This is a genomic window from Duganella margarita, from assembly GCF_009857535.1.
Lineage (GTDB): Bacteria > Pseudomonadota > Gammaproteobacteria > Burkholderiales > Burkholderiaceae_D > Rugamonas > Rugamonas margarita.
The window spans coordinates 1-26,683 of record NZ_WWCS01000011.1; the positions used below are offsets into that span (position 1 = coordinate 1).

27 protein-coding genes are annotated in these 26,683 nt (G+C 61.4%); 17 read left to right on the forward strand and 10 right to left on the reverse strand.

From position 1 onward, the window contains the following. From GTP55_RS17235 to GTP55_RS17250, 4 genes are all read left to right on the forward strand, one after another. Window positions 1-753 (forward strand): NAD(P)/FAD-dependent oxidoreductase (locus tag GTP55_RS17235; RefSeq protein WP_161046107.1); only part of this gene is annotated, 753 nt, incomplete at its 5' end. Next, on the forward strand, window positions 750-926 hold the full coding sequence (locus GTP55_RS17240) for a DUF2256 domain-containing protein (RefSeq protein ID WP_161046108.1): 177 nt from the start codon (window positions 750-752) through the stop codon (window positions 924-926). The genes GTP55_RS17235 and GTP55_RS17240, both read left to right, overlap by 4 nt. Continuing rightward, a complete protein-coding gene (locus tag GTP55_RS17245; RefSeq protein WP_161046109.1) occupies window positions 923-1,720 on the forward strand; it encodes an FAD-binding domain-containing protein in 798 nt (265 codons plus the stop codon). The genes GTP55_RS17240 and GTP55_RS17245 overlap by 4 nt, the downstream gene beginning before the upstream one ends. After that, window positions 1,717-1,941 carry a TIGR02450 family Trp-rich protein gene (locus tag GTP55_RS17250; protein WP_161046110.1) on the forward strand — a complete coding sequence of 75 codons (225 nt, stop codon included), beginning with the start codon at window positions 1,717-1,719 and terminating at the stop codon, window positions 1,939-1,941. Before GTP55_RS17245 ends, GTP55_RS17250 begins: the two co-directional genes overlap by 4 nt. A 154-nt stretch (window positions 1,942-2,095) precedes the next feature. Here GTP55_RS17250 and GTP55_RS17255 read toward each other — a convergent pair whose 3' ends face one another. After that, the gene (locus GTP55_RS17255; protein ID WP_161046111.1) at window positions 2,096-3,133 is read right to left on the reverse strand and encodes a GGDEF domain-containing protein; all 1,038 of its coding nucleotides are present in this window, start codon (window positions 3,131-3,133) and stop codon (window positions 2,096-2,098) included. 374 nt (window positions 3,134-3,507) lie between these two features. Between GTP55_RS17255 and GTP55_RS17260 the strand changes: the two genes are divergently transcribed. Both GTP55_RS17260 and GTP55_RS17265 read left to right on the forward strand, forming a co-directional pair. Beyond that, a complete protein-coding gene (locus GTP55_RS17260) occupies window positions 3,508-4,977 on the forward strand; it encodes a serine hydrolase domain-containing protein (protein WP_161046112.1) in 1,470 nt (489 codons plus the stop codon). A gap of 299 nt (window positions 4,978-5,276) precedes the next feature. Beyond that, window positions 5,277-6,038, forward strand: coding sequence for a hypothetical protein (locus GTP55_RS17265; RefSeq protein ID WP_371868373.1), 762 nt, complete (start codon window positions 5,277-5,279; stop codon window positions 6,036-6,038). Here the strand turns inward: GTP55_RS17265 and GTP55_RS17270 are convergent. Together GTP55_RS17270 and GTP55_RS17275 are read right to left on the reverse strand one after the other, a co-directional pair. Then, a complete protein-coding gene (locus GTP55_RS17270; protein WP_161046114.1) occupies window positions 5,980-6,252 on the reverse strand; it encodes a helix-turn-helix domain-containing protein in 273 nt (90 codons plus the stop codon). The genes GTP55_RS17265 and GTP55_RS17270 overlap by 59 nt on opposite strands. Window positions 6,253-6,277: 25 nt before the next feature. Then, complete coding sequence (locus tag GTP55_RS17275; protein WP_161046115.1) at window positions 6,278-7,189, reverse strand: LysR family transcriptional regulator ArgP; 912 nt, start codon at window positions 7,187-7,189, stop codon at window positions 6,278-6,280. A gap of 56 nt (window positions 7,190-7,245) precedes the next feature. Between GTP55_RS17275 and GTP55_RS17280 the strand changes: the two genes are divergently transcribed. Beyond that, on the forward strand, window positions 7,246-7,854 hold the full coding sequence (locus GTP55_RS17280) for a LysE/ArgO family amino acid transporter (RefSeq protein WP_202423760.1): 609 nt from the start codon (window positions 7,246-7,248) through the stop codon (window positions 7,852-7,854). 20 nt (window positions 7,855-7,874) lie between these two features. Then, complete coding sequence (locus tag GTP55_RS17285) at window positions 7,875-8,297, forward strand: ACT domain-containing protein (protein WP_161046116.1); 423 nt, start codon at window positions 7,875-7,877, stop codon at window positions 8,295-8,297. 119 nt (window positions 8,298-8,416) lie between these two features. Here GTP55_RS17285 and guaA read toward each other — a convergent pair whose 3' ends face one another. Together guaA and guaB are read right to left on the reverse strand one after the other, a co-directional pair. Further along, the gene (gene guaA, locus GTP55_RS17290) at window positions 8,417-10,027 is read right to left on the reverse strand and encodes a glutamine-hydrolyzing GMP synthase (protein WP_161046117.1); all 1,611 of its coding nucleotides are present in this window, start codon (window positions 10,025-10,027) and stop codon (window positions 8,417-8,419) included. 59 nt (window positions 10,028-10,086) lie between these two features. Then, the gene (guaB, locus tag GTP55_RS17295) at window positions 10,087-11,550 is read right to left on the reverse strand and encodes an IMP dehydrogenase (RefSeq protein ID WP_161046118.1); all 1,464 of its coding nucleotides are present in this window, start codon (window positions 11,548-11,550) and stop codon (window positions 10,087-10,089) included. Window positions 11,551-11,917: 367 nt separating this feature from the next. Between guaB and GTP55_RS17300 the strand changes: the two genes are divergently transcribed. Next, on the forward strand, window positions 11,918-12,409 hold the full coding sequence (locus tag GTP55_RS17300; RefSeq protein ID WP_202423752.1) for an SOS response-associated peptidase family protein: 492 nt from the start codon (window positions 11,918-11,920) through the stop codon (window positions 12,407-12,409). Between the two features lie 240 nt (window positions 12,410-12,649). On the opposite strand, the gene GTP55_RS17305 is transcribed toward GTP55_RS17300, so the two are convergent. The 3 genes from GTP55_RS17305 to GTP55_RS17315 all read right to left on the reverse strand — a co-directional run bounded on the left by GTP55_RS17305 (window position 12,650) and on the right by GTP55_RS17315 (window position 15,435). Further along, window positions 12,650-13,315 (reverse strand): PEP-CTERM sorting domain-containing protein, encoded by a 666-nt coding sequence (locus tag GTP55_RS17305; RefSeq protein ID WP_371868379.1) that lies wholly within the window; start codon window positions 13,313-13,315, stop codon window positions 12,650-12,652. Between the two features lie 1,239 nt (window positions 13,316-14,554). Beyond that, window positions 14,555-14,770: a hypothetical protein gene (locus tag GTP55_RS17310; RefSeq protein ID WP_161046119.1), complete on the reverse strand. Its 216-nt coding sequence runs from the start codon at window positions 14,768-14,770 to the stop codon at window positions 14,555-14,557. A 143-nt stretch (window positions 14,771-14,913) separates the two neighbouring features. Continuing rightward, the gene (locus GTP55_RS17315) at window positions 14,914-15,435 is read right to left on the reverse strand and encodes an FxDxF family PEP-CTERM protein (protein WP_161046120.1); all 522 of its coding nucleotides are present in this window, start codon (window positions 15,433-15,435) and stop codon (window positions 14,914-14,916) included. A gap of 270 nt (window positions 15,436-15,705) precedes the next feature. On the opposite strand from GTP55_RS17315, the gene GTP55_RS17320 reads away from it, so the two are divergent. From GTP55_RS17320 to GTP55_RS17350, 7 genes are all read left to right on the forward strand, one after another. Beyond that, window positions 15,706-16,170, forward strand: coding sequence for a DUF4124 domain-containing protein (locus GTP55_RS17320; protein WP_229258010.1), 465 nt, complete (start codon window positions 15,706-15,708; stop codon window positions 16,168-16,170). Window positions 16,171-16,233: 63 nt separating this feature from the next. Continuing rightward, window positions 16,234-17,262 (forward strand): HTH-type transcriptional regulator GntR, encoded by a 1,029-nt coding sequence (gntR, locus tag GTP55_RS17325; RefSeq protein WP_161046122.1) that lies wholly within the window; start codon window positions 16,234-16,236, stop codon window positions 17,260-17,262. A gap of 107 nt (window positions 17,263-17,369) precedes the next feature. Further along, window positions 17,370-17,873, forward strand: a complete 504-nt coding sequence (locus GTP55_RS17330; RefSeq protein ID WP_229258012.1) for a gluconokinase — start codon at window positions 17,370-17,372, stop codon at window positions 17,871-17,873. A gap of 96 nt (window positions 17,874-17,969) precedes the next feature. Then, a complete protein-coding gene (locus GTP55_RS17335; RefSeq protein ID WP_161046123.1) occupies window positions 17,970-19,313 on the forward strand; it encodes an MFS transporter in 1,344 nt (447 codons plus the stop codon). A 9-nt stretch (window positions 19,314-19,322) separates the two neighbouring features. Next, window positions 19,323-21,695 carry a GH36-type glycosyl hydrolase domain-containing protein gene (locus GTP55_RS17340; RefSeq protein ID WP_229258014.1) on the forward strand — a complete coding sequence of 791 codons (2,373 nt, stop codon included), beginning with the start codon at window positions 19,323-19,325 and terminating at the stop codon, window positions 21,693-21,695. 32 nt (window positions 21,696-21,727) lie between these two features. After that, a complete protein-coding gene (locus GTP55_RS17345; RefSeq protein ID WP_161046124.1) occupies window positions 21,728-23,971 on the forward strand; it encodes a beta-glucosidase family protein in 2,244 nt (747 codons plus the stop codon). 110 nt (window positions 23,972-24,081) lie between these two features. Then, window positions 24,082-25,293 (forward strand): esterase/lipase family protein, encoded by a 1,212-nt coding sequence (locus tag GTP55_RS17350; RefSeq protein ID WP_161046125.1) that lies wholly within the window; start codon window positions 24,082-24,084, stop codon window positions 25,291-25,293. Between the two features lie 9 nt (window positions 25,294-25,302). Here the strand turns inward: GTP55_RS17350 and GTP55_RS17355 are convergent, their stop codons facing one another. Both GTP55_RS17355 and GTP55_RS17360 read right to left on the reverse strand, forming a co-directional pair. Then, complete coding sequence (locus GTP55_RS17355) at window positions 25,303-25,599, reverse strand: RnfH family protein (protein WP_161046126.1); 297 nt, start codon at window positions 25,597-25,599, stop codon at window positions 25,303-25,305. Further along, the gene (locus GTP55_RS17360) at window positions 25,589-26,023 is read right to left on the reverse strand and encodes a type II toxin-antitoxin system RatA family toxin (protein WP_161046127.1); all 435 of its coding nucleotides are present in this window, start codon (window positions 26,021-26,023) and stop codon (window positions 25,589-25,591) included. The genes GTP55_RS17355 and GTP55_RS17360 overlap by 11 nt, the downstream gene beginning before the upstream one ends. A 75-nt stretch (window positions 26,024-26,098) precedes the next feature. On the opposite strand from GTP55_RS17360, the gene smpB reads away from it, so the two are divergent. Next, window positions 26,099-26,548, forward strand: a complete 450-nt coding sequence (gene smpB / locus GTP55_RS17365; RefSeq protein ID WP_161046128.1) for an SsrA-binding protein SmpB — start codon at window positions 26,099-26,101, stop codon at window positions 26,546-26,548. Window positions 26,549-26,683 lie beyond the last annotated feature (135 nt).

Below are 26,683 nucleotides of genomic sequence, written 5' to 3' on the forward strand. Positions count from 1 at the left end.
TGGCGGCCACGCGACCCGGCCGGCCGGACCGCTGCCGGCGAGGACACCTTGTGGGTGCCGGCGCCGGACATGCCGGCGCTGTGCCGCGCGCTCCTGAAGGACCTGCCGGTGCATACCCAGGTGCAGATCGACGCGCTGCACCGCGACGCCGCCGGCTGGCGCCTGGAAAGCGGCGGCGCCACCGTGGCGCGCGAGTTCGGCGCGGTGGTGCTGGCCATTCCGCCGGCCCAGGCCGCCGCGCTGCTGCAAGCGCGGCGGCCATCGTGGGCGCGGCAGGCGCTGACGCTGCCGATGCTGCCGGACTGGACCTTGATGGGACTGGCCAGCGCCGCCGGCGACCGCAGCGACTGGCAACTGGCTTGCCCATCGGACGGCGTGCTGGCCAGCATCATCCGCAATCACAGCAAGCCGGGCCGCGTGCCGGTCGCCGGCATGGCGCACTGGGTGGCGCACGCCACCGCCGACTGGAGCGCGCGCCATCTGGAGACCCCGGCCGCCGTGGTGCAGGACGCGCTGCAACAGGCGCTGGCCCGCTGGTTCGGCCAGACGCCGGACTGGCGCTACGTCACCGTGCACCGCTGGCGTTACGCGGTCGCGCCGGCCGGCGCCCGGTCCGGCGCGGGCGATTGCTGGTGGGATGCCCAGGCTGGTCTGGGGATCTGCGGCGACGCCTGGGGCGGCGGAGGGGTCGAAGGCGCGTGGGGTTCGGCACGCGCGCTGGCTGCCGCCATCAGCGGCGTCGATCCCGCATGAACCGCCGCGCCGCCGCCGGCTTCAAGGGCAACAAGCAAGCGCTGCCGAGCAAGCTGTGCCGCAGCTGCGGCCGGCCGATGACGTGGCGCAAGCGCTGGGCCAAAAACTGGGACCAGGTTTTATATTGTTCGACCGCTTGCCGCCAGGCGGCGCACCCGAGGAGTCCGGCATGAACCACTTTCCCGCCACCCGTGACGCCGCGCTGGCGCGCGTCGCCGCGCTCGACCCGGAGGCTTACGCCCGCAGCCGCAACGCGCTGGACGGCGCAGTCAGCGGCCTGTCGCCGTATCTGACGCACGGCATCGTCAGCGCAGCCGAAGTGCTGGCTGCGCTGGCCGCGCGCCACCCGCTGACTCACCAGCACCAGTTCGTCTACGAACTGGCCTGGCGCGCCTACTTCCGGCACGTATGGGGCGCGCGCGGCGACGCCATCCTGCAGTCGCTGCACGCCGGCCCGATGCCCGAAACGGCCTATCAGCGCGTGCTGCCGGAGGATATCGGCCAGGGCCGCAGCGGCGTGCCGGTGATCGACCAGGCGGTGCGCGCATTGTACGCGACCGGCCATCTGCACAACCATGCACGCATGTGGCTGGCCAGCTATCTCGTGCACGTGCGCCACGTGCACTGGCGCACCGGCGCCGACTGGATGATCGCGCACCTGCTCGATGGCGACCTCGGCAGCAATCACCTGAGCTGGCAATGGGTGGCCGGCACCGGCAGCAGCAAGCCCTATCTGTTCAACGCCGACAACGTCGCGCGCTATGCGCCGGCGCCGTGGCACAGCTTCGGCAGCGTGATCGACACCTCCTACGTGGCGCTGATGCGGCTGGCGCAAGGCGAGCGCCCGCCGGCGCCGGCACCCTCCCACGACGGCGTCGACCCACCGTCGCTGCTGTCGGCGCCGCCCGCCGGACTGGCAACCGCGCCATCGGCGCAGGCCTTGCCCGGCCTGGCGGTGCCGCCATGAGCACGCGCGTGCAACCGGCCAAACTGCTGCACAGCAAATGGACCGCCGTCACGCCGTTGAACCGGGAGAAGCACTTCATCGTCACGGCGCTGATCGAACCGGAGCCGCCGGGCGCCGGACTGGAGCGCATCACCCTGGAAGCGGTGCTGACCCGGCGCAGCTTCGACTTGCCATGGCGCGAGCTCCAGGACAGTAGCCGGTGGCGACAGGGCTGGCGCTGAGCGGCGCCGGCGCCGCCGGCGCGGATACGGATTGGTCCCGATTTGCGAGACCGGCGGCGGTGACGTGACAGGCCTACTGTAATTCATCGATCGATTAATAGCAACGCATGCCCATGCATCTTGTCCATGCCTGAAAGCTGCTGTCAAACCAGCGTCAGTGTGCGCAATTTCCCTTATTCCGTTTGGCGGTATACATCGCCTCATCCGCTACTTTGAGAAATGCACCGGCATCCGAGAAATTCTCGCTCGCCAACGCGATGCCGATGCTGACGTCAAGCGTCACGTCGGCATCGCCGATATCGACGGGACGCTGTATTTCCTTGCGCATTCGTTGAGCAATAAGGTCGGCATCCGTTGCGTCGGCACCGGGGGCCAACAGGGCGAATTCATCCCCTCCCAACCGGCACAAGACATCCGTTTCCCTTTTGGTCGCGTTCAGGCGTTGGCTGATCGCTTTCAAGACCAGATCGCCCGCTTGATGCCCATAGTGATCATTTACCGGTTTGAACTTATCCAGGTCCAACAATAGCAGCGCGAACGTTTTGTCCGTGTGCCGTTTTAACCTGGCGAAGCTGGCCTCCAGCTCTTCGTTGAACCGCCAGCGGTTCGCCAGTCCGGTTAACGCGTCGTGTGAGGCTAAAAAGAGCGTGTGCGCATCGCGCTGACGCTGTAGCGTGATGTCGCGCGCAACGGCGTAGAGAAAGCTTGATCCAGGGATCGGCGCCGGTGTGGTCCAGTTTAACCAGCGATACTCGCCATTTTTGTGCTGGTAGCGGTTATCGAAGCTGACGGTGTCAATCCCCTCAGACAGCTTGTTTACCTCTTGCTGAGTTCTCTCAAGATCGTCAGGATGCACCAGGTCGAAAAATTTGTACGTCAATAATTCTCCTGGCGCATACCCCAGGGCTTGCTCAAAGGCGTGGTTAACTTTATGAAACTGGCCGGAGGTTGTCGCAATACACAGCATATCCAGCGAGAGATTGAAGAAGGCTTCGCGCTCCTCCACTATTTGTTGGACCAGTTGCAAACCGTGTTTTAAAGAGTCCGCCACTTGATGATGATGCTCGACTTCCTGCTTGAAGGAGCTCACCAGGCGATCCAGTAACTCGAGATTTTCGGCACGACAGCGCAAATGCTCTACCAATTCACGCAGAGAAAGTGCTTCTGATTGAGAAGGCTCAAGTTTTCCCATGGGATTGTCTCTTTAGAAAATTCTGGTATCGGGACACATTCAACTGGCGACCAAATAATCCTTGGCGTCAGATTGATACGCTGAGTGCGGCGCTCGCTGACTCCTTCTGGGTAACTACGAAGACGGTATCCAATTATGACATTCATTGGCATGTGATCGATCTGATTTGCCACCGCCTTCCCCATACTTTCGCTTAGTGTTGGGCTGCCCGTGGTATTTTTGTGGAACTTGGGCCGGCCGGCTGACAATCCATTAACCTGTCTTTCATCTTAGCTAACTTTGTCAGTGCTGCCCGGGCAGTGATGATCGACTAGATTCCGTGTATGCGCCCGAGATGCTGTATTGTCGTGCTCTTTCCCTGCCGAGGCATTCACATGAAACGTTTGATCGCACTGGTTTGCTCCTCACTTTCCCTGCATGCGGCGGCGGCCAACGTCTCCGACGAGGTCACGGCGTTTTTGAAGCAGACCATGCAGGAGCAGCGCATTCCCGCCTTGCAGGTGGCGGTCATCCGGCACAACCAGATTGTAAAGCTCGATGCATTTGGCACGGCGAATGTGGAAAACGCCGTGCCGGCAACGCGCGACAGCATTTTCTCGATCAATTCCTGCACCAAGGCGTTCACCGGCGTGGCCATCATGCAACTGGTGGAAGCCGGCAAGCTCGGCATCGATGATCCGATTTCCAGGTATCTGGACGACCTGCCAGCGGCATGGCGCGCGATCACGGTCAAACAAGTGCTGACTCACGTCTCCGGCCTGCCGAATATAATCGACAGCAAGGAAAATCCAATCGGCGACGGCAGCGATGCGTCGGCATGGGCGACCGTGAAAACACTGCCGCTGGAGTTTCCTGCGGGCGAACGCTTTAAATACAATCAAACCGGCTACGTCATCATTGGCAAGATCATCGACAAGCTGAGCGGCCAACCGTTCGCCCGCTTCATCGAACAGCGCCAGTTCAACGTGGTGGGCATGCCGCATACCCGCTTCGGCGATTCGTCCGACGTCATCCCGCATTCGGCCGGCGGCTATTCCTATCTGCGCAACGAGAACGGTGAGTGGAAACCAGGTGACCGGCTGTCGGCGATTTACGTCACGTTCCCCGGCTATTTCAGGACCGCCGCCGGCATCCTGTCCAACGCCGACGATATCGCGCACTGGCTGATCGCGCTGCAGAGCGGCAAACTGTTGAAGAACAAGTCCAGCCTGGACGTCCTGTGGGCGACTGTGGTGCTCAACGACGGCAAGACCGGCGGCATGAACGCCCTGCTGAACGGCTCGGCGCTGGGCTGGCCGGTGACCACCCGGGCCGAGCATCCCGCCGCCGGCCCCATCGGCGGCATGCGCTCGACCTTCTTCGTCTATCCCAAGGACGATCTGTCGGTGATCCTGCTGACCAATCTGCAAGGCGCGAACCCGGAAAATTTCGCCGATGAAGTCGCCGCTTACTACATTCCGGAAATGCACGCATCGAACGGCTTCGGCCTGCCGCCGCATATCAAGACGCTGCGCGCGGCCTTGCTGCGCCAAGGCTTCGAGCACGCCGCCGCCGTGTACGCCGACCTGAAGACCGCCAATGCCGCCTTCCATCCAAGCGAAGAGGAAATCAATGACTGGGCCTACCTGCTGTTTGCCCAGAAGCAGTCGAAGCAGTCCATTGCCGTCCTGACGCTAAACACGGAGCTGTATCCCAACAGCTGGAACGCCTTCGACAGCCTCGGCGAAATCCTCCAGAAGGCGGGTGACAAGACGAAGGCGATCGAGAACTACCGCCGCTCGCTGAAGCTCAATCCCGACAACACCAACGCTACGGCGCATCTCAAGGAAATGGGCGCGGCTTAGCGCAACGACAGTTATGGACGCAACTACCCAGTTCTGGCGCGACGCCGCCCTGCCCTATGCGGAGAGCCGCCGCGCCTGTATCAGCCGCGCTTGCTCCAAGCCGCATAGCCATCCCACGTTAATTCTGATTGCGATGAGCATCCTGTTCGCTTTATGGATAGGCCCAAGCCAGGTCTAGCACTCGGGTTAGGCTACAATCCCGGTTTCCCCCTGGAGCCGCAGAAATGATTTTCAAGCTGCGATGGATGTGTTTTGCCGCTTACACCCTGTTTATATCGGCCTCATCTATATCAGCGCCCGTGCCGGCATCCACCGTTGCGCCGCTGGAGCTACGGGTCGCCGTGGTGTCGGACGGACGCGCCGACTACTTCGTTCGCCTGCTGGAAGAGTCGTTGAAGCTGATTCAGCAGCCCTATCATATCCAGTATGTGAAGGATATTCCCGCCCGCCGCATGTGGTGGATGCTGGGCCAAGGCGAGATCAATCTATTCTACGGCATGCAGTCGAAGGAAAAGGATAGCGACAAACAGCTGGTGCCGGTGCGGAACGCCTTGACCAATGGCTTGATCGGCCAACGCGTGCTGCTGATACGACGCTCCGACACGGAGGCCTTCCTGCCGGTGCGCTCCGTGGCCGATTTGAAGCGCACCGGGTTGATCGCCGGGTTCGGCGCAGGCTGGGGCGACGCCAGGGTGTGGAAGAGCGCCGGCTTGCCTCTGTACGAGCATGCCGCGCCCTGGAATACGATTTACGCAATGGTGGCGGCGAGAAACCGCCATGTCGACTACCTGCCGCGCGGTGTGATCGAAGTGCTGGCGGAGGCGCGCGCGCATCCCGAACTGGCGGTGGAACAGCGCCTGCTATTCGAATACCCGGCCGACTTTGGCTTCTATCTGAGTCCATCGGTCGCCCACTATCGCCCTATCATCGAGCGTGCCTTGCAAGCAGCCGAAGCCAGCGGACTCAAAGCGCGCCTGATCGACGAAGCATACGGCGCCGACATCAAGGCGCTGAACCTGAACCGCCGTTTGCGCCTGCGCCTCTCGGCTGCGCCAGACTGAACTCACGGCGCAGCGTCAGCCTGAACATGCGAACATATTTGCGACTGAACTGAGACGCGCGTTCATAGCCGACATGCAACGCCGCGCGCGTCACGTTGGCGATCTCGGCCACCATCAGCCGCTTGACCTCCAGCAGCCGCAGCTGCTTCTGGTATTGCACCGGCATCATCGATGTCAACTGCTTGAAATGATGGTGGAACGACGACACGCTCATGCCGTCAAGCGCCGCGCTGCCTGTGCTAAGCCAACAAGCGCTGCGCCGTGCCGACAATGGCAGTGCGCAAAGCACGTGTGACCTGTGTCTGAATATTCCACTGGTGCCAGTACAGGGGCACACTGAGCGCCGCAGCCGGCGTCAACGCCACCAGCGTGCCCTGCTCCAGCTCCTGGCGGACTTGGATAGCAGGCACCATGCCATAACCATAGCCAGCCTTAATGAACGACACAAAGCCTTCGGCGCTCGGAAAGAAATGTTGCGGCACGTCTGGCGGCAGTCCGGCTTGTTCCAGATAGCGCTCGTGCAAGCGATCGCTGCGGTTGTACACCAACGCCGGTGCTGCCTTGATCGCAGCCCTGGTGACGCCGGCCGGAAACCAGCGGCGCACGAACCCCGGCGCGGCGACGCACAGATAAGACATCGTCCCTAGCGCTTCTACCGTGGTGCCGGCGACGGTATCGCCCGAACTCGTGATGCAGCCCACCACCCTTCCTTCCCGCAGATGGCGCAGTGTCTCATCCTGATCATCGATCCGCACATCGATCAGGCAAGCAGGCGCGTCCAGCAGTAGCGACAGCGCATCCAGCAACCAGGTCGCAGCGCTGTCCGCATTGACGGCAATTGCCAGTTGCGGCAGCGATGTATGCACCTGCGATTCCTCCTCGATACCGGATTCCAGCAGCTGCACCTGGCGAAAATGCGCGATCAGCCGCTGGCCGCGCGGTGTCGCTTGCGGCGGCTGGCTGCGGATCACCAGCAGTTCGCCGGCCCACTCCTCCAGCGCGCGTAACCGGTGTGACACCGCCGGCTGACTGATGGCCAGGGCCGCAGCAGCGCGGTCAAAGCTGCCTTCCTCAACAATAGCCGCCAGGGCCGCCAAGCCACGATAATCCCACATGATTAGTTTTATGAATGAAATATGAACACTATTCATTATACTAATGTGCTTGAGTTCGTTACGCTTTCGCTTTTCTATATCGGGGCGCAATGATGATCAGTGCGGTTTTCTTCAAAGGCATGGCCATGGGCGGCGGTTTGATCGTCGCCATCGGCGCCCAGAATGCCTTCCTGTTACGGCAAGCGCTACAGCGCCAATACGTTGTGATGTGCGTTCTGACGTGTATCGTCTGCGACATTCTGCTGATCGCGCTGGGCGCCGGCAGCGTCGGCCGCCTCATCGCCGCCACGCCGGTCCTGCTGGAAGGGGTACGGGTTGGCGGCGCCTTGTTCCTTATCGAATACGGCCGCCGCGCAGCGTTGTCTGCATGGCGCGGTCAAGCGCAACTGGCAGACAGCGCCGAACGCGTCCTGCCGCGGCGCGGGCCGGTGTTACGCGCCGCTATCGCCCTTAGTTTGCTGAATCCGCACGCCTGGCTGGACACGGTGGTGTTGCTGGGCGCGATAGGGGCGCAACAGCCGGATCACGGACAGATGCATTTTTCCTTCGGCGCGATGGCGGCTTCCACCTTGTGGTTCAGTAGCCTGGGGCTGGGCGCGCGCTGGCTGGCGCCGCTGTTCGCCCAGCCCCGCGCATGGCGTATGCTGGATGCGCTGATCGCCCTGGTGATGTGGGCCATCGCCGCCTCGCTTTTCATTTAACAACTCACTTCAGAGGACGTATGCACACAGAAATTCATCAGATCACACTGGAGCAGGCGCCAGGCGAGTACGCGGTCTGTCGGCTGGCGCCGCATGCCGCCATTCCCAGCTGGGCCGATGGCGCAGGCTTCGTGACCATCAGCCGCTCGGCGCACGAACTGTCGATTGTCTGCCTGGCGGACCGGGTCCCGGCCGACACGCACCGCGAAGACGGCTGGTGTTGCCTGCGCTTCGTCGGCCCTTTCGCCTTTGGCGCTACCGGCATTGTGCTGTCAGTGGTGCGGCCGCTGTCGGAAGGCGGACTAGGCGTATTCGTCGTGTCCACTTTCGACGGCGATCACTTGCTAATCAAGAGCAACGACATGTCCACAGCAGCGACATTGTTGGAGCGTGCCGGCCATGTGCTGACGGGGACTGGCGGTGCTGATCCGGCGTTATGCTGATCGCGGCCATACCCAGATAAATACCGTACCCCATGCTAACAGGGGCTGTTGATAATCCGACCCAGATCATTAACAGCCCCCCATTTCTCTTTTAAAATCAGCTAGTTATAGCAGACTCATCATTCCCACTCGATAGTCGCAGGTGGCTTACCAGAAATGTCATAAACGACGCGGTTGATACCGCGCACTTCGTTAATGATGCGGTTGCTTACCTTGCCCAGCAGCGCATGCGGCAGGTGTGCCCAGTGCGCGGTCATGAAGTCCTGCGTCTGCACGGCGCGCAGCGCCACCACGTATTCGTAGGTGCGGCCGTCGCCCATCACGCCCACTGATTTGACCGGCAGGAACACGGCGAACGCTTGCGAGGTGGCGTCGTACCAGTTCTTCGGCACAGCGTCCTGATCGAAGCCCGGCACGATGGTCGCTTCGTATGGCGTGTTGCGCAGTTCCTCGATGAAGATGGCGTCCGCCTGGCGCAGCAGGTCGGCGTATTCTTTCTTCACTTCACCCAGGATGCGCACGCCCAGGCCCGGGCCCGGGAATGGATGACGGTAGACCATGTCATGCGGCAGGCCCAGCGCCACGCCCAGCTTGCGCACTTCGTCCTTGAACAGTTCGCGCAGCGGTTCTAGCAGCGACAGTTTCATGTGCTCCGGCAGCCCACCGACGTTATGGTGCGACTTGATGGTCTGCCCCTTCTTGCCCTTGCCGGCCGACTCGATCACGTCCGGATAGATGGTGCCCTGCGCCAGCCATTTGGCGTTGACCAGCTTGCCCGATTCCTTGTCGAACACTTCGACGAATTCGCGGCCGATGATCTTGCGCTTCTGCTCCGGATCGCTGACGCCGGCCAGGTGGCCCATGAACTGGTCTTCGGCATCGACGCGGATGACTTTGACGCCCAGGTTGTTGGCGAACATGTCCATGACCATCTTGCCTTCGTTCAGGCGCAGCAGGCCGTGGTCGACGAACACGCAGGTCAGCTGGTCGCCGATGGCGCGGTGGATCAGCGCCGCCGCCACCGACGAATCGACGCCGCCCGACAGGCCGAGGATCACTTCGTCAGTACCGACCTGGGCGCGGATTTTCTCGACCGCTTCCGAGATGTAGTCCGGCATGTTCCAGTCCGACTTGCAGCCGCAGATTTCGTGCACGAAGCGGCTCAGCATGACCTTGCCCTGCTCGGTGTGCGTCACTTCCGGGTGCCACTGCACGCCGTAAAAGCTTTTCTCTTCGTTGGCCATGGCGGCGATCGGGCACGACGGCGTATCGCCCATCAGCACGAAACCTGGCGGCATGTCCAGCACCTTGTCGCCGTGGCTCATCCAGACCTTCTGCATGCCGTGGCCTTCGTCGGTGACGAAGTCGACGATGCCGTCCAGCAGGCGGGTGTGGTTGCGCGCGCGCACTTCGGCGTAACCGAATTCGCGCACTTTGCCGTTCTCTACCTTGCCGCCCAGCTGGGCCGCCATGGTTTGCATGCCGTAGCAGATGCCCAGTACCGGCACGCCCAGGTCGAACACGGCGTCCGGCGCGCGTGGCGCGTCGCCTTCCAGCGTCGAGCTGTGGCTGCCCGACAGGATCACGCCGGCGGCGCCGTAGTTGCGCACGAATTCGTCGCTGACGTCATACGGATACACTTCCGAGAACACGCCGGCGTCGCGCACGCGGCGGGCGATCAGCTGGGTCACTTGGGAACCGAAATCGAGAATGAGGATTTTAGAGTGCATGGAGTTTGAACCAGGTTGAATATAGAAAAACGCCGGCGTCGGCCGGCGTTTGCAAGGTGTTAGTCGCCCGAACGGTAGTTCGGCGCTTCCTTGGTGATCTGCACATCGTGCACATGCGACTCGCGCATGCCGGCCGACGTGATTTCGACGAACTCGGCTTTGTTGCGCAGTTCATCGATGGTGGCGCAGCCGCAGTAACCCATCGACTGACGCACGCCGCCCACCAGCTGGAAGATGATCGCCAGCACCGAGCCTTTGTAGGCGACGCGGCCTTCGATACCTTCCGGCACGAACTTGTCGGCCTTCATGGTGGCGTCCTGGAAGTAGCGGTCGGCCGAACCATCCGACATCGCGCCCAGCGAACCCATGCCGCGGTACGATTTGTACGAACGGCCTTGATACAGGATCACTTCGCCTGGCGCCTCTTCGGTACCGGCAAACATCGAGCCCATCATCACGGTCGAGGCGCCGGCTGCCAGCGCTTTCGAGATATCGCCCGAGAAGCGGATGCCGCCGTCGGCGATGCATGGCACGCCGGTGCCTTCCAGCGCTTCAGCAACGTTGGAGATGGCGGTGATTTGCGGCACGCCCACGCCGGCGACGATACGGGTGGTGCAGATCGAGCCAGGGCCAATGCCGACCTTGACTGCATCGGCGCCGTACTCCACCAGTGCTTTGGCAGCGGCGGCGGTGGCGATGTTGCCGCCGATGACGTCCACGTGCGGGTACTTGGTCTTGATCCACTTCACGCGGTCGAGGATGCCTTGCGAGTGGCCGTGGGCGGTATCGACCACCAGCACATCGACGCCGGCGGCGACCAGCAGGTCGATGCGCTCTTCATCCTTGGCGCCCACGCCGACTGCGGCGCCGACCAGCAGCTTGCCCTGCGAGTCTTTCGACGCCAGCGGGTGCTCGTGCGATTTCTGGATATCCTTGACGGTGATCAGGCCGCGCAGCTCGAACGCGTCATTGACCACCAGCACGCGCTCCAGGCGGTGCTTGTTCATCAGGCGCTTGGCTTCGGTGGTGTCGGCGTCTTCCTTGACGTACACCAGCTTGTCGCGCGGCGTCATCTTCGAGCGCGCTTCGGCGTCCAGTTCCTGCTCAAAACGCAGGTCGCGGTTGGTGATGATGCCGACCACTTCCTTGCCTTCGACGACAGGGAAGCCGGAAATGCCATATTGCTCGGTCAGCTTGATGACGTCGCGGATCTTCATGGTCGGCGGGATGGTGATCGGATCACGCAGCACGCCGGCCTCGAAGCGCTTGACGCGCGCCACTTCACGGGCCTGGTCTTTTGGATTCAGGTTCTTGTGAATGATACCGATACCGCCCTCTTGCGCCATGGCGATCGCCAGACGCGCTTCGGTGACCGTGTCCATCGCTGCCGACAGCAGTGGGATGTTCAGGCTGATGTTGCGGGTCAGACGGGTTTTGAGGGACGTATCCGCAGGCAGAACGTTGGAGTACGCTGGGACGAGCAGCACGTCATCGAATGTGAGTGCTTTTTGAAGTAGACGCATAGCATTTCCTATAGGCGCAAAGCGGCATTATACAGGAACCGAGATTAATTGTCTGCAACTTACACCGACAACGCCGGACATAGGAGGAATCGCTTGATTACATCTAGTAAGATGTCTGAAAAAGCCAGTGGCGGTCTGCATTTTCGTCCTGATTTCGGCAACGTTTTCGGCCTCGGGCAAGCTCTCGCGCTGTCGATCCCTTACGATTATGCCATGAGCCCTATACACCGGCCGCAGCACCCGCCCCGATAGGGACTCTTGGAGAGCGAGGACGTCAAGTTTACCAGCATCGTGCGCGTGCCGGACGAGAACGGCAGGCGCCGGCGGTTCGCACTCCAGATCCAGAGATGTTGGGTGCCGTGATGGCGTGATCATCAATCTCAGCGACACCGGCTTCTGGAAAACAGAGACGTGTAAGGACTACGGAGCACCGATCGTTCGCCGCAGCGTCGACGGCCGTCGCGAGGGCCTGCTAGCCAGCTACGGAATGGTGCCGCGCAAACGCATACCACCAGGCGTACGGCCGTTCGACACGATGAATGCCCTTGCCGAGACTGTAGGCCAACTGCGCTCGTGCTGTGGCGAGGCCGGGCCGGAGCACTCGTTTACGCAACTGACGATCAACGCAGACGAGCACCCGCTGATTAAGCGTTTTCACAAACCGGACGAGGAGAAGCGCGCGCTGGTAATACTGCCACAGGCAGAGTGGGACGACTGGCTAGACTGCACCGATCCAGAATACGCGCGCAGCTTTTTGCGCCCCCTACCCTGCCGAGCAGATGCGTGGCTGGGAATTTCCGGTACCGCCGCGCGCCAAAAAACACGAGCCAGTCACGCCGGCGCCCAGATGTGCAGATGAGCTTGCTATGAACGAGGAACTTAACAGATCGCCCGCGCGAGGGCGATCTGGTGTGCATGGTCAGCCAGCGCTATATGCATCACGACGATGTGGAGAAGACGCGCGTCGCGTGGGCTGCGCGGAGCGAGCGGTTGGCGCGCTCGCTAGGATGAAGGCCGTGTGTTGAGCGCCTTGGCTGGGGGCGTGTTAAAAATTTATGCACCAAAAACCGCCCATGGGCGGCTTTGGCAGTGCCGCGCCTTATGCGTTCGACTTGCGTCGCGCCACGAAGCCCATCAGACCCAAGCCAGCCAGCAGCATGGCGTAGGTTTCTGGTTCGGGGACGGCTGTCACCGCCGCAGACAGGTGCAGGTTGTTTACGGTGGCCCAAACACCCGGCTGGTTGCCGGCGCTAACGCTGAACGACACAAGGTTACCCGTCGAGACGAAGCCGACGAATGAGTCGAAGTTGGGAGTGTTCAGCCTGTAGGTGATCGTCGCACCCGTGCTGTCGGTTGCAGACAGCGTCAGGTAGCTCGCCGGGGTGGAGAATCCAAAGAGGTCGGAGCCGAAAAAGAATCCGCCAACGCCCGCCAGCGCCGCACTCGGAGCGAAGGTGACGACATCGAGGCGATTACCCCCGGTGAGCCAGATGTCGGAGCCGTCGTCTGAGGCGCCCCAGATTTGCGGCGAATTGGGTGCCGCGCTGACCGTGTATCCATAATCACCGGCGTTGCGCTTCAGCGGCCCGTTGTACCCGTCGATATCAAGGTCATCGAAGCTATCGACGCCAGTATTGCCCACGGCAGCCAAATACGACGATTGGCTAGTGTAGGTGGTGATATTGGCGCGGGCGCCGGTGGCGACCAACAGCAGAACGGCGGATGCGAGAATGGATTTGGCGGAGAAAGAGGTACCCAAGATAATGCTCCTAATCAAATGTTTAGTTGCGCGGATTTTTAGTAACTTTGTGACAATGCAGCATAAGCTTGTAATTTTAATATTGCAACTGATAAATCGAATTTAATCCCAATTTTTCCGCCAGCCCCCCCCCTGGGTATCTACCCGCGGGCTGAACGTTCCTACACGCACCCCGCAACCACCGCCTCCAGTTCGCCGTTATACTTCCGGCCGCGCCGCCAGCCAAACGCCAGCGCCATGAGCTTATCGCCTTCGCAGATAGGAGCCCAATGAAGCCGCCGTTGAGGTGTATTTTCGTTACCGGCAAGTTTTTACTATGCCAATATTATTGTCCTTTTTGAAACTTTAAAGGTGAAATGTTGAATCGATTCACGGGTTATTCCTGATCGCCTCCTTGTTCAGCTTTGACGATAGATGGACATCGCTATGAATTAAATGAGATGCACATCGGTCATTATTTTGGCGCCACTTTCATCAGTGCAAAAATTTCCAATCCGGCGGGCGTTCAAGCAGGCGCCGATTATTTTGGTTAGTGGCGAACGAAGGCGAGTTTCCTCTTAGATATGTAACTAGCTCGACTGAAACCATTGGGGCAATGAAAAAAATGGAAATGTCTATTGGAAAAGTAATCGCTGCCTCCCAGCCTGAAACGTATGCAATGCTGCCCGCAGGCCTTCGTATGCTGGCATTCGAGTTCTCCGACGAAAGGTATAGACATGCGCGCGCCTTAAGCCTCATTAGTTAAGCGAGGCCCGCCCCCGCAAGGTCTCGGACATTTTCGTCTCGGTGCCACTTCGCGAGCCATCCACGATCAATACGATGCGCCCGACGAAAAACCATAGGCAGCCGCCGCAGGCTGGACGCCGGGACTTACGGTGGCTTGGCACTTGATGGCGCGGCGGTTAGCCAGCTTATCCGATTTTTTCAACGCGCCGAAGCCCGCCGCCGTCAACACCGTGCCACGCCGGCATAACAGACCGCTTCAAATCTGCGACCACCATTGCGGGAATGATTGCTGGCTGGCCGACGCGCAAAGTACCGTGCGGCCGCCGTCAATGACCGGGCGCGGTTTGCCTCATGGCGGCCTCGCGCTGCGCGCCGAATTGAAAATGTCAGCGCGTAGTTTCCACTCACCTTGTCCGTCAAATTCTGAATCAAAAGAAGAGCCACGACATGGGTGGCTTCGCCGTGCTTCAGGGCCAACTGCCCGACGTCCTCTCGCGATCTCACAGCACCGTGCTAACGTCAGCCGATGGTGAACGGCTCGCTCTCGTCTTCGGTATAACGCACGGGGCCAAGGTTGTTTTTCGAAATCAGCTCACTCAACGTCGACGAGGCGTCGTGCGCGATATTTTCTTGCTCGAAGATGCGCTCCACGATTTGCTCTTCGCGCACGCGGGAGGCGCTGGAAAATTCGAGGGGTTCCGTCTTGTTCTGATACCAAACGTTGTAAATGGGCATGCCAATCTCCTGCGGTAGGTTGTCGGGTGATTCTATTCAGATGATGCATCGCCAGTCTACTGCCCAAAAGTAAAGGCCGTGCCCGCGCGCACATTGGCGCAAAAAAAAGCCGCCCTACGGCGGCTCCTGCGACGCAATCTTAGTTAGGAACGGCGCTGGCGGCGACGTGCCACATAGCCCATCATGCCGATGCCCATCAGCATCATCACGTAGGTCTGCTCTTCCGGCACGGACGACACCAGAGCCAGCGCATACGAACCTTTAGTGTTGGTCCCCACTACCGAGCCCTTAACTTCGATATGATAAGGGCCCGCTGCGGTCAAAGGCAGATCGTAGGACGTGCCGTCACCCGCGTAAGAAACGATAGCCGCGCCGGACGATCCTGATGCGCCACCATACACCGTATAGACCAGGCTGGAAATATTGGTCACCAGCGTGCCATGCAGGGTCAGGTACAACGGATTGGCCGACGAGCCCAGGTACGGGTAAGGTACGGTGAAATCGATGGTGTCAGTGAACGCGCCCGAGGTGTGAGTGAAAATATCGGACCAAGGATTCAGTGGATCAGTCGGTAATACCCCCGCACTCACCTGAATGTCGTTGGCCGAGGCAACGCCTGCGGACAGCGCAAACAGAATGGATGCGAATATCATTTTTGCTTTCATGAATGCTTCCCCTTTAGATTAAGGACCAGCACTTCCGCTGGCAGGACCATCCCTTTGCAGAGATGGTTCATATTAGCCATCCTCTTCAATAAGGTGTTGCTCACATTATTGAATTTATAATTTATTTGAAAATAAACAACAGAATTTAACAATTTCTTTGGCGCGCAACAATCTTGCTTTTAGTTGACAGTTGCTGGGCATCATGGCGAAATTAGATATCTACGGGGAACACTTGAAATGAAACATCGTGACTTTTTTTTAGCAAGCCTATTGAGCCTATTGTCGGCCGTCGCGCCGTCCGCTTGGGCCCAATATCTGTGGGTGGACGACAAGGGCGTCAAGCAACTTTCGGACCGCCCGCCACCGCCCAACATCCCCGAAAAACGCATCCTGAAGGCGCCGGGCAAGCCGCTGTTCAATCCCTATGCGCCAGCCGAACCTGAGCCCGCCGCCAAGCCGCCGGCCGCGTCCGCGCCCACTCTGGCCGAGCGCAATGACGACTTCAACAAACGCAAGCTGGAAAATGCCGAAGCCGCGCAGCGCGCCGCCGCCGAGGCCCGCAACAAGGCCCAGCAGGCCACCAATTGCGACGCCGCCCGCAAGAACCAGCAGGCGATCGACCAGGGCGTGCGCCTCAGCACGTTCGATCAAAATGGCGAACGCAGCTACATGGACGACGCCCAGCGCGAGGATTTGCGTAAAAACACGCAAAAGGTGTTGGCCGAATGCAAATAAAACCGCTTGCTTTCGTCTCGGCTGCCGTATGATATCGCTATCAACATTCCTCAAGTTTCATCAATGACGAAGACTCAAGCGGGCAAGAGCCGCGCCAGTGGCCGCATCACGCTGGCGATGGTGGCCAACAAGGCCGGGGTGGCGACCATGACCGCCTCGCGCGCCATTACCCAGCCGGAGATGGTGTCGCAGGCGCTGCGCGACCGCGTGGAGCGGGCCGTCGCCGAACTCGGCTACGTGCCCAACCGCGCCGCCCGCGCGCTGGCGTCGTCGCAATCGAAGGTGATCGCGGTGCTGGTGCCGTCGCTGTCCAACGCCGTGTTCACCGAAGTGCTGGCCGGCATCCAGGACGCGCTGGACGCCGACGATTACCAGATCCTGATCGGCAACACCCGCTATTCCGACAAGGAAGAAGAAAAGCTGATCAACACCTACCTGCAATCGAACCCCGACGGCATGCTGCTGTCCGGCCTGAGCCACAGTCCGCGCGTGCAGCAGATGCTGTCCACGCTGCGCATGCCGGTGGTGTCGATGATGGACATGTCCAGCGATCCCGAGCAGCTGACGGTGGGCTTCTCGCAATTCCAGGCCGGCCACGCGATGACGCGCTATCTGTTAGACAAAGGCCACAAGCGGATCGGCTTCATCGGCGCCCAGCTGGACGAACGCACGCTGCGCCGCGCCGAAGGCTACCGCAAGGCGATGCAGGAAGCTGGTCTGGCCGACGTCAAGCTGGAGGTAATGGTCGCCGAACCGTCCACCATCGCTCTCGGCGCCGAACTGCTGGGCCGCATGCTGGCGCAAGCGCCGGATTGCGACGCCATCTTCTGCTGCAACGACGACCTGGCGCACGGCGCTATTTACCAGTGCCAGCGGCGCGGCATCGCGGTGCCGTCGCAACTGGCGATCTGCGGCTTCAACGACCTGCCCGCCTCGGCGTGGATGAATCCGTCGCTGACCACGATCGGCACGCCGCGCTACCGCATCGGCTTCGAGGCCGCCACCCTGCTGCGCTCGGTCATCAAGGGCGACAATCCGGTCAACAAGCAGGTTGACCTCGGCTTTACGCTGATGGCGCGCGAGAGCGCATAACTTCTTCAGCACCGCTGCTGCGGCGCAGCATCGATATTGCTTTACAATTTTTTCAATTTGTCTAAACTCGCTGGAAACTGTTAGCGCTATCATGCATTTGCAAATCAATGACTAATCAAACACAAACTCGCTGGGTGGTAATGGGCGTCAGCGGCTGCGGCAAGAGCTCGGTCGGGCTGCAGCTGGCCGGCGCGCTGGATGTGCCCTTCCTGGAAGGCGACACCTACCATTCGTATGCCAACGTCGCCAAGATGACGGCCGGCGTGCCGCTCACCGACAGCGACCGCGCCGACTGGTTGCAAGCGCTGCACCAGCAGATCCGCGACGCGCGCCTGAAAAACAGCGGCCTGGTACTGTCCTGCTCATCCCTGAAGCGCCGCTACCGCGACCTGCTGCGCAGCGCCGATCCCGAATTGCGCTTCGCCCATCTGGCCGGACCGCGCGAGCTGATCGCCAGCCGCATGGCCGCGCGCAAGGATCACTACATGCCGGCCACCCTGCTGGACAGCCAGTTGGCGGCGCTGGAACCGCTGCAGGACGACGAAGCCGGCCTCGTGCTCGACATCGGCAAGGCGCCGGCCGAGCTGGTTCAACAGATTTTGCAGACATGATAGTTACCGCTATCAAAAACAGGCTCTCTCCGGAACGGCAACCCGTTCCGTTCAGGCAGTGATACCCTTGCTGCCTGCTTTTACACGCGCTTGAAGATGACAGTGACCAAACAACTGACCTGGCGGGAAAAAATCAGCTACGGCGTGGCCGACATGGGGTTCAATTTCTATTGGACCAATATCGCCACCTTCCTGCTGATTTACTACACCGACGTCTTCGGCATTTCTGCCGCCGCCGCCGCGTCGATGATGTTCACCATCAAAATCATCAACGCCTTCACCGATCCGATGATCGGTGCCGCCGCCGACCGCACCCGCACACGCTGGGGCAAGTTCCGCCCCTACCTGATCTGGGTGCCGCTGCCGCTGGCCTGCGCCGCCGTGCTCACCTACAGCACGCCCGATCTGTCGGCCGACGGCAAGATCATCTGGGCCTACGGCAGCTACCTGGCCATGATGGTCTGCTACACCTGCATCAACATTCCATACAACGCGCTGTCCGGCGTGCTGTCGGCCGATCCGCAGGAGCGCTCCACCGTCAACGGTTTGCGCTTCATCTTCGCCTTCGCCGGCGGCACGGTGGTGACGGCGGCCACGCCGGCGCTGGTGCATTGGCTGGGCGGCGGCAACGACAAGTTGGGCTGGCAGCTCACCATGCTGACGTGGAGCGTGTTCGCCTCGCTGCTGTTCGTGCTGACTTTCCTCAACACGCGCGAGCGCATCGTGCCCGTCGCCGCGCAACAAAGCAACGTCTGGCAGGACATCCGCGACCTGTCGCAGAACCGTCCCTGGATGGCGCTGTTTTTCCTGGCGCTGATTATCATGATCACCATCACGCTGCGCACCAGCAGCGCGGCCTATTACTTCAAGTACGTGGTGCAGCGGCCGGAGTTGATGGCGACCTTTGTGCCGGCCTATATGCTGTCGGCCGCCGCCGGCGCCTCGCTCACGCCGCTGATGACGCGCTTCGTCGACAAGAAGAAGCTGATGATGATACTGATGACGATTACCGCCGTGCTGTCGTCGGCCTTCTTCTTTGTGCCGAAGGACCAGGTGTGGCTGATGTTCGCGCTGCAGATCGGCATGGGCCTGGCGCTCGGCCCCAAGTCGCCGCTGGCCTTCTCCATGTACGCCGACACCGCCGACTACAACGAATGGCGCACCGGCCGCCGCGCCACCGCCATGACCTTCGCCGCCGCCACCTTCTCGCAGAAGCTGGGCACCGCGATTGCAGTGGCAGTGATCGGCTCGATCTTCACCCAGCTGGGCTACGTCGCCAATGCCGTGCAAAGCGCCGGCTCGCAGGCGGGCATTGTCTGGCTGATGTCCTTTATTCCGGCCGCCTTCGCGCTGCTTGCAGTGGCCGTGATGTTCTTCTATAACCTCGATAACAACAAGCTGCTGCAGATCCAGGCGGATCTGGAAGCGCGCAAGATCTGACGGAGAGTGATGATGCTACGCCCAACCCACAACGGCGACCGCTACGAATTGAGCAGTCCTACCGCGATGCCGCAGGCGGCCGGCTTCCTGTGGAATCAGAAGATGATGATACAGGTCACCTGCCGCGGCTACGCCACCGCGCAGTTCATGCAGCCGGAACCGGCCAAGTACGCGCACGCCCCTAACCTGGAGGCCAAGACCTTCATGCAGCCGGAGCAGAATTACTACGCCCATCATCCGGGCCGCTTCTTCTACATCAAGGATGAGGAAACCGGTGCGCTGTTCTCGGCGCCATATGAGCCGGTGCGCGCGCCGGTGGACAGCTACGCCTTCTCGGTCGGCAAGGCCAACCTGGCCTGGACCGTCGAGCACCTGGGCATACGGCTGGAACTGACTCTTGGTTTGCCGGTGGCGGATGTGGTGGAACTGTGGTCGCTGCGCGTGACCAATCTGTCGGGCCGCGCGCGCAAGCTGAGTGTTTACCCTTACTTCCCTGTCGGGTATATGTCGTGGATGAACCAGTCGGGCGAATACCGCGCGGACCTGGGCGGCGTGGTGGCCAACAGCGTCACGCCGTATCAAAAGGTGGCGGACTACTTCAAGCAAAAAGACTTCAAGGACAAGACCTACTTCCTGTGCGAGCAGCCGCCGGACGCCTGGGAAGTGCGGCAGTCGGCGTTTGAAGGCGAAGGCGGTTTGCATGCGCCGTCCGCCATCACCGCAGAACAGATGGGTAACAGCGACGCGCGCTACGAGACGCCCACCGCCGCCGTGCAGTACCGCGTCACGCTGGCCGATGGCGAGGCGCGCGACTACCGCTTCCTGTTCGGCCCCGCGTTTGACGACGCCGAAATCCAGGCGGTGCGCGCCAAATACCTGAGCGCCGACGCCTTCCAGGCCACCGCCGCCGACTACGCCGCCTATGTCGCCAGCGGTCACGGATGCCTGCGCATCGAAACGCCGGACGCGGACCTCGACAACTTCGTCAACCACTGGCTGCCGCGCCAGGTGTTCTACCACGGCGACGTCAATCGTCTCAGCACCGATCCGCAAACCCGCAACTACCTGCAGGACAATATGGGCATGAGCTTCATCAAGCCCAGTGTGATGCGCAAGGCCTTCCTGCACGCGCTGTCGCAGCAGGAAGCCACCGGCGCCATGCCGGACGGGATCCTGCTGACCGAGGGGGCGGAACTCAAATACATCAACCAGGTGCCGCACACCGACCATTGCGTGTGGCTGCCGGTGGCACTCAAGGTCTACCTCGACGAAACCGCCGACTACGATATTCTTAACGAAGACGTGGTGGGCAAGGAGACCGGCGTCGCCCTCACCGTGTCCGAACGCGTAAGCAGCGCCATGGACTGGCTGCTGCAGGCGCGCGACAAGCGTGGCCTGAGCTACATCGCGCAGGGCGACTGGTGCGATCCGATGAACATGGTCGGCTACAAGGGCCGCGGTGTGTCCGGGTGGCTGACCGTGGCCACCGCCTACGCGCTCAATCTGTGGGCCGAGATTTGCGAGACCAGCGGCGCCAGTTCCTCGCTGGCGGAAAGCGCCAAGCATTTCCGCGCCGGCGCCCGCAGCGTCAACCGCGCCGCCAACGAACATCTGTGGGACGGCGACTGGTTCGCGCGCGGCATCACCGACGATAACGTCACCTTCGGCATCCGCAAGGACCAGCAAGGCCGCATCTGGCTCAACCCGCAGGCCTGGGCCATCCTTGGCGGCGCCGCCAATGCCGGACAGCGCGCCTCGATGGTGGCGCAGGTGGAGCAGCAGCTGGTCACGCCGTACGGCGTGCAGATGTTCGCGCCGCCGTTCAGCGCCATGCGCGACGACGTCGGCCGCGTGACGCAAAAGCATCCGGGATCGGCGGAGAACGGCGCGGTGTACAACCACGCGGCGATCTTCTACATCTACAGCCTGTACACGATCAACGAGAGCGACCGCGCCTACGAACTGCTGCGCCGCATGCTGCCCGGCCCGAGCGAAGCCGATTACCGGCAACGGGGCCAGCTGCCGGTGTTTATCCCGAATTATTATCGCGGCGCGTACCACGAGTATCCGCGCACCGCGGGCCGTTCCAGCCAGTTGTTTAATACCGGCACGGTGTCGTGGGTCTACCTGTGCTTCGTCGAAGGCCTGTGCGGCTTGAAGGGCTGCAGCGATGGGCTGAGCATCAAGCCGCAGTTGCCGTCGCATTGGGACGGCATCAAGGTGGTGCGCCAGTTCCGTCACGCCACTTTCAACGTGTCTATACAACGCGCGGACGTCGCCGAAATACAGGTGTGGCAGGACGGGAAGCGTTTGACTGAAAACGTTATCAAAGGTATCGTTGCGGGCGGAGCATACGCGTTGGAGGTTCTGATCCCACGCTAAATTAACTTAAAATTATAAGGACACTGTATCGTATGAAGAAGCGTCTCTGGCTGTCTCTGGCACTGGCTTATCCACTTATGTTGACCGGCGCCCACGCCGCAGACGCACCGCAACCCTGGCTCGACGCCAAGCAGTCGCCCGACGCGCGGGCCGACCAGCTGGTCAAGGCGATGACGCTGGATGAAAAAATCCAGACCGTGTTCGCCTACTTCTCGACCGAATTCTCGCCGAAAAAATACGAGCAGCCGAAAGAAGGCCGTCCCGATTCGGCCGGCTATGTGCCGGGCATCGCGCGCCTTGGCCTGCCGCCGCAATGGCAATCGGATGCCGGCGTTGGCGTCGCCACGCAGGCCGTGTCCAAAAAACCGTATGAACGCACTTCCCTGCCCTCCGGCCTAGCCACCACCGCCACCTGGAATCCGCAGCTGGCCTTCGCCGGCGGCGCGATGATCGGCAGCGAGGCGCGCAGCACCGGCTTTAACGTGCTGTTGGCCGGCGGCGTCAATCTGATGCGCGAACCGCGCAATGGCCGCAACTTCGAATACGGCGGCGAAGATCCGCTGCTGGCCGGCGTGATGGTCGGCGAACAGATTCGCGGCATCCAGTCGAACCACATCATTTCGACCGTCAAGCACTACGCTTTCAACGATCAGGAAACCAACCGCAATCACATCAACGTCAAGATCGCCGACAAGGCCGGCCGCATGTCGGACCTGCTGGCGCTGCAATTTGCCATCGAGCGCGGCGATCCGGGTTCGGTGATGTGCGCATACAACCGCGTCAACGGCGACTACGCCTGCGAGAACGACTACCTGCTCAACGAAGTGCTGAAGAAGGACTGGAAGTACACCGGGTACGTGATGTCCGACTGGGGCGCGACCCACTCCACCATCCCGGCCGCCAACCGTGGCCTGGACCAGCAGTCCGGCTTCCCGTTCGATAAATCGGGCTACTTCAATGAAGCGTTGAAGGAAGCGGTGGTCAATCGTCACGTGCAGGAAGCACGCCTGAACGACATGGTCAAGCGCATCACCCGCACCATGTTCGCGCACGGCGTGGTCGAGCATCCGGTGTCGACGCCAACGTCGGCCGATGCCGGCATCGACTTCGCCGCACACGGCAAGGTCACCCAGGCCGATGCCGAAGAAGCCATCGTGCTGCTGAAAAACCAGAACGACCTGCTGCCGCTGGCGGCCAGCGCGCGCAACATCGTCATCATTGGCGGTCACGCGGACGTGGGCGTGCTGTCGGGCGGCGGTTCGGCGCAGGTCTATCCAAAAGGCGGTTCGGCGGTGCCGAATGAAGGCCCGGCCTACTTCCCAGGCCCGATCGTCTATCACCGCTCGTCGCCGATGGGCGAACTGGCGGCGCTGACCAAGGCCAAGCTGACCTACAGCGACGGCAAGGACGTCGCCGCCGCCGCCAAGCTGGCCGCCGGCGCCGATGTGGTCATCGTATTTGGCAACCAGTGGATGGCGGAGAGCTTCGACAGCGACGATCTGAATCTGCCGAACAAGCAGGATGACCTGATTGCCGCCGTGGCCAAGGCCAATCCGAAAACCGTGGTGGTGCTGCAAACCGGCGGCCCGGTGGTGATGCCATGGCTGAACGACGTCGGCGCGGTGCTGGAAGCCTGGTATCCGGGCAGCAACGGCGGCGCCGCGATTGCGCGCGTGCTGAGCGGCGAAGTCAATCCATCCGGCCGTCTGCCTGCCACCTTCCCTGCTTCGCTGGCGCAGCTGCCGCGTCCTAAACTCGATGGCGACGCCAAGACCAAGGATGAGAACATCATCGAGAAGGTCACCACCGACTACAACATCGAAGGCGCGGCAGTCGGCTACAAGTGGTTTGACCTGAAGGGCCACAAGCCGCTGTTCCCGTTCGGTTACGGCCTGTCGTACAGCAGCTTTGCGCTGGAGGGTTTGAGCGCCAAGCCAGCCGGTAACGGTATCGAGGTCAGCTTCAGCATCAAGAACACCGGCAAGCGCGATGGCAAGTCGGTGGGCCAGGTGTACGTGTCGCCGGTCAGCGGCGGCTGGGAAGCGCCTAAACGCCTCGGCGGCTGGGACAAGCTGGCTCTGAAGGCGGGCGCCAGCGGCAAGGTCACGGTAAAGATCGATCCACGCCTACTGGGCGTGTACGACAGCGCCAGCAAGACCTGGAAGATCGCGGCCGGCGAATACCTGGTAACCCTGGCCGAATCGGCCGGCGCCAAGCCGGCGGCCAGCGTCAAGGTCAAGCTGGCTGCGAAGACGGTGGACGTCAACGGCCGCTAAGCGCGGCGTACGCTGCACGGCTTGCGGGCCGTGCAGCGTCTATCACCGTGCGGCGACTCTTCTTTGCAACAGTACAAGCTGCTGGTCAAGGACGGCGTTAAACTGGGCGCATGCCACTCACTCCCAACAAGCAAGCCGAATTGCAGCGCGCTTTACAGGACGCGATGGCCGATCACGCCCTGCTGGCGGCCATGCCCGACTTGCAGCCGATGGCCGGCACGCCGCCACTGCCGGCTGGCCTGATCGCGGATGGCGAACTGCACATCGTGCGCCACAAGGTCAGCGGCTGCGTGCAATTCGTGTTTCCGGGTGACGCCGGCCCGGCGACGGGACAGACGCTGGCGCGGCAATCGGGCTGGGACTGGATCGTGCAAGCCACCATCAACACTGCGGCGCAGATGACACAGGCGATGATCGACAAGATCGAAGCGCACCATCAGCCGGAACGTCTGCTGGCGCTGCGCCACGGCTACGACCAGACGGCGACGACGGCCGAACTCGGCGCTGCACGCGGACACAAGGTATTGCTGCTGGTACACGGCGTGTTCAGCTCGACCCGAGGCGCGTTTGGCGACCTAGATCTACAACCGCTGCTGGAGCGCTACGAAGGCCGCGTGTTCGGCTACGACCATTGGACCATCGGCCGCACGCCGCAGCAGAACGCCATGAACCTGCTGCACCGGCTGCCGGCAAATGCCAACTGGGAGGTGGATATTCTGTGCCACAGCCGTGGCGGACTGGTGGTGCGCTCGTTACTGACCGAGGGCATGGCCGACATCGCGCGGGCACGCGCCGGACGCATCGCCAAGGTTGGCAAGGTGATGTTTGTGGCGGCGGCCAACCGGGGTTCGCCGCTGGCTGATCCGGACGAAATCAAACACTTTCTCAACGTCGCGGCGTTGCTGGCGTCGTTCAGCGGCGGCATGGGGCTGGATCTGGTGATCGGACTGGCGCGGATGGTGGTGTCGTTGGGCTTTGGCCAGCCGAGTGTGCAGGCCCTGGCCAGCGGCTCGGCGCTGATCGAGCTACTCAACCGCAGCGGCACACTGCTGACCAGCGCCAGCAACTACTACGCCCGCGCCAACTTCGACTATGGCGACTCGGTGCTGGAACGCGCTGGCTCCCTGATCAGCAACGCCCTGATCGACAGCGCCAACGACATGGTCGTGCCGTACGACAGCGTGCTGCTGCCAGAAGCCGCACCCGACGCCGACCACATGCTCAGCTTCGGCAGCGCCGAACAAAAACAAGCCACCGTCTGGCACACCGATTTCTTCCGCCAACCCGCGACCCGCGATTTTGTGCTGCGCAACCTGGCTTAGCGGCGCTGCTTACTCGGCGACTGGCGCCGGGGTTTTGCGGCGGCGGCGGGCGTGTTTGGGGTCGGCGATCAGGGGGCGGTAGAGTTCGACGCGGTCGTGGGCGCGCAGAATGGTGTCCAGCGGCTTCTTCTTGGCGTAGATGCCGGTTTGTAGCTGGCCCAGGTCCAGGCCCGGCACTTCCTGCAACACGCCGCTCAGGGCGACCGCCTGTTCCAGCGTGGTGCCGGCCGGAACCTGCAGGTCGCGCAGGAATTGCGCGCCGTCGCTGGCATAGCACACCTGGATCGCGAAAGTCTCAGCCGCCATACACCGTTTCCGCCCGTTTGCAGAAGGAATCCACCATGCTGTTGGCAATCATGCCAAACACCGGCCCCACCAGCTTGTCCAGCAGCCCGCTGGAGAACTCATAGCGCAAATCCAGCTCGATCTTGCAGGCGTCCTCGCGCAGCGCCTTAAACGTCCACACGCCGTCCAGGCACTTGAAAGGACCGTCCACCAGCTTCATCTTGATCTGATCCGGCGGCGTGTTTTCGTTGGACGTGGTAAAACTCTGTTTGACGCCGTGATAGTTGATGCCAACGCTGGCCACCACTGTGTTGCCATTGCGTTCACGGATCTCGACACCACCGCACCAGGGCAGGAATTTGGGATAGTCCTCGATCCTGGCCACCAGATCAAACATTTGCTGAGCGCTATAACCGAGGAAAACTGATTTGTGTACTACTGCCATTGTCTAACCATTTGCTATGATGTTGAATTATTCGCGTCTCACGGCGCGCAGCAGTAGTTTAACCGATACCCACTCATGACCATAGCCGACAACAAAAAAGCCTTTTTTGACTACTTCATCGAAGACCGCTTCGAAGCCGGGATCGTGCTCGAAGGCTGGGAAGTCAAGGCCATCCGCGACGCCCGCGTCCAGATCAAGGAAGCCTACGTCACCATCAAGGGCGACGAGTTGTACCTGTTCGGCGCCCACATCAGCGCCCTGCCGACCGCCTCCACCCACATCAGCCCGGAAGCCGTGCGGACCCGCAAGCTGCTGTTGCACCGCCAGGAGATCGACAAGCTGATCAGCCGCGTGACGCGCTCCGGCTACACCCTGGTGCCGCTCAACCTGCACTACAAGGGCGGCCGCGTCAAATGTGAAATCGGCCTGGCCAAGGGCAAGAAAATGCACGATAAACGTGCTACAGAGAAAGATCGCGACGGCAAGCGCGAGGTCGAATCGGCGATGAAGACCAATCGCCGCTAAAACTGTTGCGTGCCCCGTACACAACCCGGTCCCGTACCGGGTTTTTTATCGTCCGGAGAATTTCTAATCAGAAACATCCATGCTAAACTGGGCGCTGGATGATTTTACATTCGCGGCTGCCGGCTGGCCGCGAGC

Excerpts from the sequence above, each read along its gene's own strand:
- GTP55_RS17240 (WP_161046108.1), top strand. The coding sequence starts at position 750 with ATGAACCGCCGCGCCGCCGCCGGCTTCAAGGGCAACAAGCAAGCGCTG.
- GTP55_RS17245 (WP_161046109.1), top strand. The coding sequence starts at position 923 with ATGAACCACTTTCCCGCCACCCGTGACGCCGCGCTGGCGCGCGTCGCC.
- GTP55_RS17250 (WP_161046110.1), top strand. The coding sequence starts at position 1,717 with ATGAGCACGCGCGTGCAACCGGCCAAACTGCTGCACAGCAAATGGACC.
- GTP55_RS17255 (WP_161046111.1), bottom strand. The coding sequence starts at position 3,133 with ATGGGAAAACTTGAGCCTTCTCAATCAGAAGCACTTTCTCTGCGTGAA.
- GTP55_RS17260 (WP_161046112.1), top strand. The coding sequence starts at position 3,508 with ATGAAACGTTTGATCGCACTGGTTTGCTCCTCACTTTCCCTGCATGCG.
- GTP55_RS17270 (WP_161046114.1), bottom strand. The coding sequence starts at position 6,252 with ATGAGCGTGTCGTCGTTCCACCATCATTTCAAGCAGTTGACATCGATG.
- GTP55_RS17275 (WP_161046115.1), bottom strand. The coding sequence starts at position 7,189 with ATGAATAGTGTTCATATTTCATTCATAAAACTAATCATGTGGGATTAT.
- GTP55_RS17280 (WP_202423760.1), top strand. The coding sequence starts at position 7,246 with ATGATCAGTGCGGTTTTCTTCAAAGGCATGGCCATGGGCGGCGGTTTG.
- GTP55_RS17285 (WP_161046116.1), top strand. The coding sequence starts at position 7,875 with ATGCACACAGAAATTCATCAGATCACACTGGAGCAGGCGCCAGGCGAG.
- guaA (WP_161046117.1), bottom strand. The coding sequence starts at position 10,027 with ATGCACTCTAAAATCCTCATTCTCGATTTCGGTTCCCAAGTGACCCAG.
- guaB (WP_161046118.1), bottom strand. The coding sequence starts at position 11,550 with ATGCGTCTACTTCAAAAAGCACTCACATTCGATGACGTGCTGCTCGTC.
- GTP55_RS17310 (WP_161046119.1), bottom strand. The coding sequence starts at position 14,770 with ATGCCCATTTACAACGTTTGGTATCAGAACAAGACGGAACCCCTCGAA.
- GTP55_RS17315 (WP_161046120.1), bottom strand. The coding sequence starts at position 15,435 with ATGAAAGCAAAAATGATATTCGCATCCATTCTGTTTGCGCTGTCCGCA.
- gntR (WP_161046122.1), top strand. The coding sequence starts at position 16,234 with ATGACGAAGACTCAAGCGGGCAAGAGCCGCGCCAGTGGCCGCATCACG.
- GTP55_RS17330 (WP_229258012.1), top strand. The coding sequence starts at position 17,370 with ATGACTAATCAAACACAAACTCGCTGGGTGGTAATGGGCGTCAGCGGC.
- GTP55_RS17335 (WP_161046123.1), top strand. The coding sequence starts at position 17,970 with ATGACAGTGACCAAACAACTGACCTGGCGGGAAAAAATCAGCTACGGC.
- GTP55_RS17340 (WP_229258014.1), top strand. The coding sequence starts at position 19,323 with ATGATGCTACGCCCAACCCACAACGGCGACCGCTACGAATTGAGCAGT.
- GTP55_RS17345 (WP_161046124.1), top strand. The coding sequence starts at position 21,728 with ATGAAGAAGCGTCTCTGGCTGTCTCTGGCACTGGCTTATCCACTTATG.
- GTP55_RS17350 (WP_161046125.1), top strand. The coding sequence starts at position 24,082 with ATGCCACTCACTCCCAACAAGCAAGCCGAATTGCAGCGCGCTTTACAG.
- GTP55_RS17355 (WP_161046126.1), bottom strand. The coding sequence starts at position 25,599 with ATGGCGGCTGAGACTTTCGCGATCCAGGTGTGCTATGCCAGCGACGGC.
- GTP55_RS17360 (WP_161046127.1), bottom strand. The coding sequence starts at position 26,023 with ATGGCAGTAGTACACAAATCAGTTTTCCTCGGTTATAGCGCTCAGCAA.
- smpB (WP_161046128.1), top strand. The coding sequence starts at position 26,099 with ATGACCATAGCCGACAACAAAAAAGCCTTTTTTGACTACTTCATCGAA.